The following is a 9,295-nucleotide window of genomic DNA, read 5'->3' as shown; positions in this document are numbered from 1 at the left end:
CCGGTCGGGATCAGTTTCTACACCTTCGCCACCCTCTCCTACACGCTCGACGTCTATCTGAAGCGCGCCAAGCCGGCGAAAAGCTTCCTCGATTACGCCTTGTTCGTGACCTTCTTCCCGCACCTCGTCGCGGGTCCGATCATGCGCCCGACCGAGCTCGTCCCCCAGTTCGCCGAGCCCCGCCGGGCAACCGCGCACCAGCTCCACTTCGGCATCGCGCTCATCATCCTCGGATTGTTCCAGAAGGTCGTGCTCGCCGACGGCTTCCTCGCGCCCGTGGTGGAGAAGGTCTATGACGCCCGCGCCGGCGTCCCGATGATGCTCGACGCCTGGGTCGCGACGCTCGCTTTCTCGGGCCAGATCTTCTGCGATTTCGCCGGCTATTCGACCACCGCGATCGGCGTCGCCTTATGCCTCGGCTTCGCCATGCCCGACAATTTCCGCTTCCCTTATGCCGCGGTCGGCTTCTCTGACTTCTGGCGGCGCTGGCACATCAGTTTGTCGAGCTGGCTGCGCGACTATCTCTACATCCCATTGGGCGGCAACAAGCACGGCCCCAAGCGGACCTACGGCGCGCTGATGGGCACGATGCTGCTCGGCGGCCTGTGGCACGGCGCCGCCTGGACCTTCGTCGTCTGGGGCGGGCTTCACGGCCTCTACCTCGCGGTCGAGAGATGGCTGAAGGGCCGCTTCTCGGGCTGGACCCCCGGCCCCGCGTCGATCATCGCCTTGGGCCTCCTCACCTACATCCTTATCAACATCACCTGGGTGTTCTTCCGCGCCAAGGATTTCACCGTTGCGTCCAATATGCTGACCTCGATGGCCGGCCTCGCGGACAAGCCGATCGCGATGATCGCGCTGCTGCCGATGATCTACGCGATGGTCATCGTCGGCGGCATCGTCGCCACCCATTGGGCGATGCGCGACAAGACGCTGGAGATCGCGGTCGAGCGCACCCCCGCATGGCTGGTCGCCGCGCTTCTGGGCATCATGAGCATCGCCATCGTCGCCGAACAGGGGAAGGGCAGTGCCTTCATCTACTTCCAGTTCTGATCCCCCGAGGAAACAGCCCCCCAAGGGTATCGTCCAGCGCGAGGGCGCGCTCCCCGCGGGCCTGCGCCTGACCGCATCGGACCGCCCCGGCGAAGCGCAACCGGTCCCGACCCGCGACATCCCCAGCCAGCCGTGGGGGCGCGTCATGCTTGCGGTAGCGGTCGTCCTTGCGGCCGGAGTCATTGCGTTGGAGGTCAACGCCCGCCGCAACATCGGCCTCCACGCCGGCGACCTCGACAATAGCGAGGTCGCCTGGGTCAAGGAACGCGTCCGGTCCGAAAGCAACCCCGTCGCCATCGTCGGCGACAGCCGCATCCTGTTCGACACCGACCTCGACCATTTCGAGAAGCTCACCGGCACCCGCCCGGTCCAGCTCGCGATCCACGGCACCAGTGCTTTGACCCTGCTGGAGGACGCCGCGAGCAATGAGAATTTCCGCGGCCTGCTCATCGTCGGCCTCGCCGACACGATGTTCTTCATGCCCTTCGACGGCTACGGTGAATATGTCCGCCGCCGCGGCGACTTCACCTCGCCCTCGGGCCGCCTCGGCATCGAGATCGACCATGTCCTCCAGCGCCGCTTGGCCTTCCTCGACGCCAATTACCGGCTGAGTGTCGCCGCGCACCGGCTGGATCCCGACTTCCGCGGCGGAGTCGAGGGGCCCAAGCACGACATCTGGAAATTGCAGGAGGTCGGCGAGAACCGCCAGACGTGGATGTGGGACCGGGTCGAATATGACCCCGCCTGGCGCGCCCGCACCCGCTGGGCGTGGAAAGGCTTCAAGGACCCGTTCCCCTACACCCCCGAGCTGATCGCCAAGGGCCATGCGCGCGCCAAGAAAGCGGTCGACGCGATCCGCGCGCGCGGCGGCGAGGTGGTGTTCGTGCGCCCGCCGTCGGACATCCACTTGCGCGTCAACGAGGAAGCGCAAGTGCCCAAGGCCAAGGGCTGGGACATGCTGCTCAGCAACAACCGCGCGGCCGGCGTCCACAATGACGATTTGCCGCCCGATGTGCGCCGCCTGATCATGCCCGAATGGTCGCACCTCAACCGCGCCTGCGCGACGGTGTTCACCGATGCCTATGTCCGCGCGCTGGCGCGCCAGACCCCGCGGCTTAAGCTGCGCCCCGATGCGCCGCCGCCACTGACGCGTGACGATTGCGTGCCGCCCGGCTCCGTGTAGTCTCGCGCGCATGACCAAGCTCGGCGACGCTGAATATGAAGAACTCCTCGACCCGCTGAGGAAGGAACTGGGCACCATGGCGCGGTGGATCGCCGAGACCCAGCAGCGCGTCGTGGTGCTGTTCGAGGGCCGCGACACCGCCGGCAAGGGCGGCTCGATCGAGATGATCTCGAGCGTGCTCAACCCGCGCCAGTGCCATGTCGTGGCATTGTCGGCGCCGAGCGAGCGTGAGCGCGGCCAATGGTATTTCCAGCGTTACGTCGACCATCTGCCGGCCAAGGGCGAGATCAGCCTGTTCGACCGCAGCTGGTACAACCGCGCCGGGGTCGAGCCGGTGATGGGCTATTGTACGCCGGAAGAGACCGCGGCGTTCCTGCGTGTCGTCCCGGCGTTCGAGCAGCAATTGGTCGACGACGGCATCTTGCTGTTCAAATACTGGCTGTGCTGCGCCCAGGACAAGCAGGAGGAGCGCTTCGCCAACCGCCTGCACAACCCGCTCAAGCGGTGGAAGCTGTCGCCGATCGATATCAAGGCGCGCACCAAATACCACGCCTACACCGAGGCGCGCGAGCGGATGCTGGCCGCCACCCATACGCAGCATGCGCCGTGGATCCTGGTCGACTACAACGACCAGCAATTGGGCCGGCTTACGCTGCTGCGCGACCTCCTCGACCGCATCCCCGACACCAATTTGCCGCTCGCCGACATCCCCTGGCCCGAGCTCCCCAAGCCGCTCGGCGAGGAGCATTATACGGTTATCGAGCCGATCCCGCCCTACGCCCCCGCGGCCAAGGCGAAAAAGCACAAGAAAAAGCACAAGTAGCGCGCGCGGCATATCGCGCTTGCGCGGCGCGGCGAAACCCCTAGCCTAGGCGCCATCGATCGCGGCAACGGGGGCGCCAGGCGGTGAAAGCGATACATGTAGTCGGGAAACTGGCGGTCTATTACGCGCTGCTGGCGGCGGCGGTCTACGCCGCGCTGATGCTGTTCCCCGGCGTGCGCGACTTCCTCCCGATCGGCGGGGTCGAAACCCTGCTCAGCCAGCCCCAGCGTGGCCCGCTCGAGGGCGTCCCGGTGCCGGCCGAGAAGGTCGGCAATCTGGGCGAGAGCCTGGTCTGGCTGTTCACCGCGCTGGCCGGCGCCCTGCTCACCGCGCTGCCGGTCAGCTGGGTGTACATGGCGATCCGCGCCGACGACGAATATGACCAGTCGCTGATCAGCACCATTTTGATCCTGCCGCTGGTCGTCACCGGCATCGTGGTGATCGTCCAGAACAGCCTCGCTTTGGCCTTCTCGCTGGCCGGAATCGCCGGCGCGGTGCGCTTCAAGAACAGCCTCAAGAGCTCGGGCGACGCACTGTTCATCCTGGTCGCGATTGGCATCGGGCTGGCCGGGGGGATCGGCGCGGTCGAGCTCGCCGCAGTGCTGTCGCTGATGTTCAACCTGTGTTTCGTCGCCTTGTGGTCGAGCGAATATGGCGAACGCGCCGGGATGAAGCGCTACATGAGCGATTTCGACCCCGGCGAGCCCGCCGCCGCCTCGGCTGCCTTGTCACCGCCGCCGGCGCCGGCCGCCCCGCCGCAGGGCCCCGCCAAACCTAGTTGACGCAGGTCTTGAGCAGCTTCGCGCTGACCGTCGCGTCGTTGGCGATTTCGGCGAAGAAGCCCGCAAGGAACGCCGCCGCCTTGCGCCTGGTACCCGGCTCCAGTCCGGGCACGCGGTCGAGCTCGCCGAGCAACGCACCGCGCAGCGCGCGCAGCTCGCCCGCGGCGCGGAACGCCTCGCCATTGTGCTTGCAATAGCCGCGGTAGCGCCGCTCGCGCACGTTGCTGACCTGGATCTGGTCGGGCGGCAGCGCATACGGTGCGTCGACCAGCCCCGAGAAGTCGAAATCGTACGGCATCGGCACCAGCACGCCGGCGGGTGCGCGCGTTTCGCCGGCCAGCTTGTAATTGTGGCAGCAGGATTCGCCCACCGGGCCGGCGCGCATCGACCAGTCGAGGTTGCCGATCATGTATTGAAATAGCGCGCTGCGGGCGGCATGCGGCGCACTCAGCGACGCGCTCGGGATGCGGTCGCCGGCCTGGACCTCGCGCAGCCCGAGCCGCCGCGCGGCGTCGTCCGGGTCCTCGAGGAAAAAGCCCAGCCGGCTGGTCATCGGCCGCCCGTCCGCGCCGACGTAATCGATCGCCGCCAGCCGCGCCTTGAGGCTCGCCGGGGTGATCAGATTGTACATCCGGTAGGCGGCATATTCGAGCAGCAGATGCTGCTGGAACGCGGCCGGCGCGCGGCAGTGGGTGACCAGCTTGAGCTTGCGCTGCCCGGCAAACAGCGAATTCGCCGGCGCCGGCTGCACCAGCACCACGCGCAGCGGCGGGAACTGGCACACGTCGCGCCGGAGCCGGGTGATCCCGCGAGGCGCCAGCCGCACCGCCAGCGTCTCGCCGCCCGCCACGGTCAGCGTCGCGTCGCGTTCCTCGTCTGCTTCGACATTGCCCTTGGCGAACGCCGTCACCGGACCGCGGATGGTCAGGCGCAAAGTGTCGGCGCTGGTGAATAACGGCTTGGCGGGCTCGGGCGGCGCGGCGGCGACCAGCGCGCAGGCAGCGAGGGCGATCGTCACTCTCATCGCGCCACCTCGTGCGGACGGACATCGTCACCAAGGATCTCGAGATAGCTCAGCTTGCCGCCATAGGCCTGCGAAATGCCGGTATCGATGCGGATCAGCCGGCCATTGTTGGTGATCTCGATCCCGCTCAGCACCGGGGTGTGGCCGATCACCATGCGCCGCGCGACATAAGCGCCCAGCGCGGTCGTCAATTGCTCGTCGATGCTCGCCGATCTGGGTTCGCCCGGCAGCGCCCGGCTCGGCGTCTGCGGTGCTTCGCCGGTGGCTTTCCGCGCGATCAGGCCGCGGTACCACAACGGTCCCATCGGGTCGCTGATGATCGCGGTTTCGCTACTGTCGGCCGCCGCCAGCGCGGCGGCGGCGCGGCGGTTAATTTCCTCGATCGGGAGCGCCGCATAGGGCGCGCTGATCCCGCCGTGGACGAACAATGTCCCGCCCAGCTTGACCACCGCCGGCAAGGCGATCGCCCACTGGCCGAGCTCGCCCGCGGGGCGCCACGCCGCCTGGTGCTCGGCCTTGCCCAGCGGCATCGTCGCCATCCACGCGCCGCGGATCGCGGCCGGCGACATCGACGCGTTGCGCTTGCGGTAGAAGTCCTCGATCAGCGCCTTGTTGTTGGCGAACAAAGTATCGCGCCGCGCGGCCGACTTGTCGTCGGCGAACGCGGCATATTCGCCCGCGCTGACATAGCGCAGGTCGCCGATCACGTTCATCGCCTCATGGTTGCCGAGCAGGATGACGACGTTGCCCTTGGCCCGCGGCGCCTGGCGCTGGAGGACCATCATGTGGCGGATGATCTTCAGTGAATCGGGGCCGCGGTCGGTGATGTCGCCGGTTTGCACCAGCGTCGCCGCGCCGCCGGTCCACTTGCCGCTGGCATCGGTCAGCTTCGCCGCCAGCAGGATCTTGCGCCAAGCCTCATAGTCGCCATGCAAGTCGCCGATCGCGACGATCCGCCCGGGATCGGCGGCGGGCGCGGCGGCGGTGAGGCACGCGGCCAAAGCGGCGCCGAGCACCAGATTGAACAGCCGCCGCAACCCCATGCGCCACTCCCGCTCGAGGCGTGAAGGGGCACGCGAGCCGCCGCATTGTCAAGCGGGCAGGGGGCGGTCGTTCAAAACGCCTTGGCGACCGAGAAAAACGCGCGGAGTCCGCGCTCGCCGTGGCTGCGCGCGAGCGGGGCGCCAATTTCGCCCGCGAGGAGCACGCCGGCGATCGCCGCGCGCGCGCCGACCCCGGTGCTGGCGAGCGATTGCTTGTCGGCAAGTCCGGGGACCGGCCGCTTGCGGTAGGTCGAGCCGCCATCCCCGAAGGCGAACAACTCGAGCGTTTGGCCTTTCTTGGACGGCTCGAGCCGATAGCCAAGCTCGACCATGCCGCCGATGCCGTGGTCCCCGGTCGCTTCGTTATAGTCGAACGCGCGGCCGATCCGGCTTCCGCCCAGCGCAAACTCCTCCGCCGCGAGCAACGGCCGCGAGGAATATTGCGCGGCGCTGTCGGCGCGCAGGAAGAAGTGTTCGGACAGCCTTGCGGTCACCTGCAGCTGGGCGGCGACCTTGGTGAACCTGCCGCTCCCGCGCGGCCGCGACGCGCGCGGGTCCCCGGCCTCGGTCGCCGCGCCGAGGTCGATCCCGCGCGACACGCTGAGCCGCCCATCGACACGCACCTTGGACACCAGCGCCATCTCGAGCCCGGCGCGCGCTACCTGGATGCGGTCCCGCTGCACCGTGCGGCCGGCTCGCCGTTCCTCGCTTTTCCAGTCGGCCAGGGTCGCCCGGCCAACCAGCGAAAAGGCCCGGCTCTTCTTCAAGGGGTAGGAAATCTCGGCGGCGAGCTGGCGCGAACTGCCCCGCTGGTCGCGCCCGGGGAGGCGCTGGAACTGGCCGCTGCGCGAGATCGCCGCGGACGCCCGCAGCCCGTCGGAAGTGAGCGGAACGGACAGCTTGGCCTGGCCATACAAAAAGCGGAAGTCGTTGGAAGGAATAGAGAACAGGTCGAGCTGCAGCTGGTCTCCCGGGACCATGAGCGAGGCCAGGCTGAGCGATGAATAGCCGCGCACGCGGGCTCCCTCGATGGTCCCGCGGTTGTCGGTGTAGGCAAGCGCGCGGACGCGGTTGGCGCCGAGCACAATGGTCAACTGATGCCGCGCCGGATCGGTCGGCGAACGCGTAATCCGCGTGTCCTTCAACATCACGCCCGGCACCTCGCGCACCAGGCCCAGCGCCCGCTCAAGCGTGGTATTGCGCAGCGGGCGCTCGACGCTGAGCCGCTCGACCAGCTCGATGATCGCCGCCGCCGAGCGCTCATCGCCCTCGATTCGCACCTTGTCGACATAGCCTTCGACCACCCGCAGGCGGACGATCCCCGAGCGCACCGACTGCTTGGGCACCATTGCATAGGACAGCAAATAGCCGCGGCGCCGGTACTGCTGGGTGATGCCGGCGGCGATCTTGTCGAGCTCGGCCTGGCCGACCTTGGCGGCGAGGTAAGGCTCGAAGCTTGGCGCCAGCTCGGCGGCATCGAGCGCGGTGGCGCCGTCGATGGCCACGGCGCCGAGCACGAACGTCCCGCCGATCCCCGCCGCGCGTGCCGGCGTGGCGGACGGGATGGCGACCCGTGCCTGCCTGCCGGGCTCGGGCTCCGCTGTCGGAACCGTGCGCACCAGCGTGCCGGGCGAAGTTTGTGCATGTGCGGGCGGCGGCGCGGCCCCCAGCCACCCCGCCGCCAGCGCAACCCACGCCACTACATTCCGGACTCGCATGCGACAGGCACCCAATGTGCTTGGTGGCGGACCACGGCCTGTCCCGACTTTGGAATATCAACGTTAAAAAATATGAAACCAGCTCTGGTTAACTTCGCTTAGGGAAATTGAGATTTAACGCTCCGTGAATAAGCGGAGTGTTGGGTATGCGCATTCTCCACCTCATCGCCGCCTTGCTCGTCGTATTCGCCGGTCCGGCGTACGCCAAATCGGGCACCGTGGCGTGGATTCTCACCCAAAAATCAGGGGACGTGCGCGTTCTCAAGAAGGGCCTCCAGCCCGCTTCCGTCAATCTCCGCGCCGCGCTTGCGCCGGGCGACGTGATCGCCACCGGCTCGACCGGCCGGGCAATGCTGACGCGCGGGGCGGATTATGTGGTGGTCGCGCCGAGCAGCCGCCTGCTGCTCCCCGCCGAGCAACAGAAAAAGGGGTTCACGCGCCTCGTCCAGCAGGTCGGCACGATGTTCTACAAGGTGCGCCACACCGGCGTGCCGCACTTCGCGGTCGATACGCCGATGCTCGCCGCGGTGGTCAAGGGCACCACCTTCACCGTCGTCGTCGACCATGACCGCGCCGCGGTCCAGGTCACCGAAGGCCTGGTCGAGGTCAGCTCGCTGACCGGTGACGCTAAGCGCCTGGTCGAGGGCGGGCTCACGGTCTACATCGGCCGCCAGCGTCCCAACGAGATCATCGAGGTCAAGCCGGGGGCGGTTGGCGAACCGGTCCCGGTCGGCGGCCGCGGTGCCGCGGTGCAGATCGGCGGCAGCGCCGACGTTCCGCTCGGGACCGTCACCAACCTCACCGGCGGACTGGTCCGCGTGGCCCCGGCCGCGCCGGTCGTCGCCGCGCCGAATCCGTTGTTGCCGGGCACCGTCTCGGTCGTCCCCGCCAGTTCGCCCGCTGCTCCGGTGGTCGCCCCGCCGGCGCCGGGTGGCAGCGTGCAGGTTCCTCCGAGCGCGCCGGCCGCGCCGAGCGCGCCGGTCGTCGGCATCGTCGATCCTGCTCCCGTGCAGGAGCCCGTTGCCCCGTCGGCCTCCGGAGCCGGGGGACCGCCAGTCGAAACCCCTGCGCCTCCGGGGGACGTCGCCGCCCCCGTGGTCGAGCCGGCGGCGCCCGTGGTCGAGCCTGCCGCGCCCGTGATCGAACCCGCCGCGCCGGTCGTCGAGCCGGTCGTCGATGTCGTCGCGCCGGTGGTCGAGCCCGTCGTTGACGTCGTCACTCCGGTCGTCGAACCAGTCGTCGACGTAGTCGCGCCGGTGGTCGAGCCGGTCGTGGACGTGGTTGCGCCGGTGGTCGAGCCAGTCGTCGATGTGGTGGCGCCGGTGGTCGAGCCGGTCGTCGATGTCGTAGCACCAGTGGTCGAGCCCGTCGTGGACGTGGTCGCGCCAGTGGTTGAACCTGTCGTGGACGTGGTCGCGCCGGTAGTCGAGCCCGTCGTCGATGTCGTCGCCCCGGTGGTCGAGCCGGTCGTCGATGTGGTTGCCCCGGTGGTCGAGCCCATCGTCGATGTCGTCGCCCCGGTTGTCGAGCCGGTCGTCGATGTCGTCGCGCCAGTGGTCGAGCCGGTCGTCGATGTCGTCGCGCCCGTGGTCGAGCCGGTCGTCGAGGTGGTCGCCCCGGTCGTCGAGCAGATCGGAGGAGAGGGGGGGCGGGTCGGAGTGTGGTAAGG

Annotated in this window: 8 protein-coding genes; 5 read left to right on the top strand and 3 right to left on the bottom strand. The window is 68.5% G+C overall.

The features are described 5' to 3' along the window. The 4 genes from RMP08_RS11155 to RMP08_RS11140 all read left to right on the top strand — a co-directional run. On the top strand, window positions 1-1,053 hold a 1,053-nt coding region (locus tag RMP08_RS11155; RefSeq protein ID WP_310469075.1), incomplete at its 5' end, for an MBOAT family O-acyltransferase. A 145-nt stretch (window positions 1,054-1,198) separates the two neighbouring features. Further along, complete coding sequence (locus tag RMP08_RS11150; protein WP_310469074.1) at window positions 1,199-2,236, top strand: hypothetical protein; 1,038 nt, start codon at window positions 1,199-1,201, stop codon at window positions 2,234-2,236. Window positions 2,237-2,246: 10 nt separating this feature from the next. Further along, the gene (gene ppk2, locus RMP08_RS11145) at window positions 2,247-3,059 is read left to right on the top strand and encodes a polyphosphate kinase 2 (RefSeq protein ID WP_310469073.1); all 813 of its coding nucleotides are present in this window, start codon (window positions 2,247-2,249) and stop codon (window positions 3,057-3,059) included. 83 nt (window positions 3,060-3,142) lie between these two features. Next, window positions 3,143-3,841, top strand: a complete 699-nt coding sequence (locus RMP08_RS11140; protein ID WP_310469072.1) for a hypothetical protein — start codon at window positions 3,143-3,145, stop codon at window positions 3,839-3,841. On the opposite strand, the gene RMP08_RS11135 is transcribed toward RMP08_RS11140, so the two are convergent. The 3 genes from RMP08_RS11135 to RMP08_RS11125 form a co-directional block, all read right to left on the bottom strand. Continuing rightward, window positions 3,834-4,865 carry a hypothetical protein gene (locus tag RMP08_RS11135; RefSeq protein ID WP_310469071.1) on the bottom strand — a complete coding sequence of 344 codons (1,032 nt, stop codon included), beginning with the start codon at window positions 4,863-4,865 and terminating at the stop codon, window positions 3,834-3,836. The genes RMP08_RS11140 and RMP08_RS11135 overlap by 8 nt on opposite strands. After that, on the bottom strand, window positions 4,862-5,908 hold the full coding sequence (locus RMP08_RS11130) for a metallophosphoesterase (protein WP_310469070.1): 1,047 nt from the start codon (window positions 5,906-5,908) through the stop codon (window positions 4,862-4,864). The genes RMP08_RS11135 and RMP08_RS11130 overlap by 4 nt, the downstream gene beginning before the upstream one ends. Before the next feature lie 71 nt (window positions 5,909-5,979). Further along, entirely contained in the window at window positions 5,980-7,626 is a 1,647-nt protein-coding gene (locus RMP08_RS11125; protein ID WP_310469069.1) for a ShlB/FhaC/HecB family hemolysin secretion/activation protein, read from the bottom strand. Between the two features lie 146 nt (window positions 7,627-7,772). On the opposite strand from RMP08_RS11125, the gene RMP08_RS11120 reads away from it, so the two are divergent. After that, complete coding sequence (locus tag RMP08_RS11120) at window positions 7,773-9,293, top strand: FecR family protein (protein ID WP_310469068.1); 1,521 nt, start codon at window positions 7,773-7,775, stop codon at window positions 9,291-9,293. The last annotated feature ends 2 nt before the right edge of the window (window positions 9,294-9,295 follow it).

The organism is Sphingomonas sp. (assembly GCF_031426035.1).
In the GTDB taxonomy this organism is placed as follows: domain Bacteria; phylum Pseudomonadota; class Alphaproteobacteria; order Sphingomonadales; family Sphingomonadaceae; genus Sphingomicrobium.
The sequence above is the reverse complement of the archived record's forward strand: the minus strand, read 5'-3'. Positions and strand labels throughout refer to the sequence as shown.

Bases quoted from the DNA above. Each gene is read 5' to 3' on its own strand.
- RMP08_RS11130 (WP_310469070.1), bottom strand. From the start codon at position 5,908: ATGGGGTTGCGGCGGCTGTTCAATCTGGTGCTCGGCGCCGCTTTGGCC.
- ppk2 (WP_310469073.1), top strand. From the start codon at position 2,247: ATGACCAAGCTCGGCGACGCTGAATATGAAGAACTCCTCGACCCGCTG.
- RMP08_RS11120 (WP_310469068.1), top strand. From the start codon at position 7,773: ATGCGCATTCTCCACCTCATCGCCGCCTTGCTCGTCGTATTCGCCGGT.
- RMP08_RS11150 (WP_310469074.1), top strand. From the start codon at position 1,199: ATGCTTGCGGTAGCGGTCGTCCTTGCGGCCGGAGTCATTGCGTTGGAG.
- RMP08_RS11125 (WP_310469069.1), bottom strand. From the start codon at position 7,626: ATGCGAGTCCGGAATGTAGTGGCGTGGGTTGCGCTGGCGGCGGGGTGG.
- RMP08_RS11135 (WP_310469071.1), bottom strand. From the start codon at position 4,865: ATGAGAGTGACGATCGCCCTCGCTGCCTGCGCGCTGGTCGCCGCCGCG.